Annotated in this window: 1 protein-coding gene; it reads left to right on the top strand. The window is 33.0% G+C overall.

Annotated elements, in window-relative coordinates; genetic code table 11:
* Positions 1 to 177: 177 nt before the first annotated feature.
* Entirely contained in the window at positions 178 to 1,491 is a 1,314-nt protein-coding gene (locus tag V7183_RS23805; protein WP_335361049.1) for a DNA primase, read from the top strand.
* Positions 1,492 to 1,503 lie beyond the last annotated feature (12 nt).

Raw genomic sequence — 1,503 nt, 5'->3', positions numbered from 1 at the left:
GATTAAATTAGGAAAATTTAGTATATTTTTAATATACTCTTTTCAATTTTTTGTTTTATTTTCTAGTGATTACATAAAGCCCTTCGGGTTACGGATTAAATTACACATTTGTGTGGTATTTAACCTCCGTATTCCAAAGGGCTTTTTTTATTAATTTAATGGAAAAGGAGAGATATTATGTCGATAGAAAAATTAGCGGTAAGTAGAGTTTTAAGGCCAGCAAGAAGTATGAGCAAAGGTAGCAATGAAAGATGGTTTGAATACTATAGAACAACTTGCCCGATATGTGGTCATCAGGGATGGTGTATGGTGAATGAATCAGAGACAAAAATAATCTGTGGGCGAATAGAATCAGATACAAAACTAGGTGAAGCTGGCTATTTGCATATAGTCAATGAAAAACAAAAAAGGGGATATGATTTTTCGCTGGATCAGATGGTAAAGGAACATAAAAAGAAAAATGATTATATTTTAGATGTTTTATATTACATGTTTCTGCAAGAACTAGAACTACGAGAAGAACATATTGAAATGTTAACTGGTCCTGAGCGTAGGATTGCAAGAGAAACAATAAATATACGAAATTATAAAAGTTTTCCTATGAAACCTTGGGATGTAACGAAAGAAATAATCAAGAAAGCTGGCGGTAAAACAAGTTTGATTGTAGGGATACCTGGATTCTATGCAAAAGAAACAAAAGATGGAAGGTATTTTACATTTGCGGGTAGGAGAGATTCTCTCTTAATTCCACAAAGGAATATTTATAATCAAATATGTGGTTTTCAGTATAGAATTGATAATCCAAAATATGTGACAGTTGTGAGAGATCATAAACCTAGCTTTCAAGCAGCTGTTATTGAGCAACCTAATATCATTGAAGTAACTTATAAAATCAATGGTAAGATAGAGTCTTTGTTTAAGGGTGAAGTAGACGTAAAAGAATGGTATGAAATTGATTACGAAGGTAAAAAAATAGGTGAAGTACAGCTGAAATTGGAGAGTAAATACATTTGGGTTAGCTCAGGTGGTAAGTTTCATGGAACGGGAGCTGGAAACCCATTACCGATACATGTAGCAGTGCCAAGTCGTGAGTTGAAATATTGGGAGCGTGGAGAATTAATAAAAAAGGATAATGTATGGATTACAGAAGGTAGTCTAAAGGCTGATATATCTGCAGAGAACTTAGATGAACTTCTAACAAATGAAGAAAAATTAATGTATGGTACTACAGTTGTATCGATACCAGGAGTTAAAGTTTGGAGAATATTAATTGAGCCATTAAAAAAAATGGGTGTTAAGCAGGCGACTTTCGCTTTAGATATGGATATGATTACAAACCCTGATGTTCAAAGAACATTATTAGAATGTGCACAAGCACTATATCAAGAAGGTATAAGTATTAATTATGCTAGTTGGGATATCAATCTTGGGAAGGGACTTGATGATTTATTATTGCAAGATTATATTCCTGCGGTAGAAAAAGTAAGGTAATCATTGTAATTA

It is taken from the genome of Bacillus sp. JJ1127, assembly GCF_036965845.1.
Lineage (GTDB): Bacteria > Bacillota > Bacilli > Bacillales > Bacillaceae_G > Bacillus_A.
The sequence above is the reverse complement of the archived record's forward strand: the minus strand, read 5'-3'. Positions and strand labels throughout refer to the sequence as shown.

Bases quoted from the DNA above. Each gene is read 5' to 3' on its own strand.
- V7183_RS23805 (WP_335361049.1), top strand. From the start codon at position 178: ATGTCGATAGAAAAATTAGCGGTAAGTAGAGTTTTAAGGCCAGCAAGA.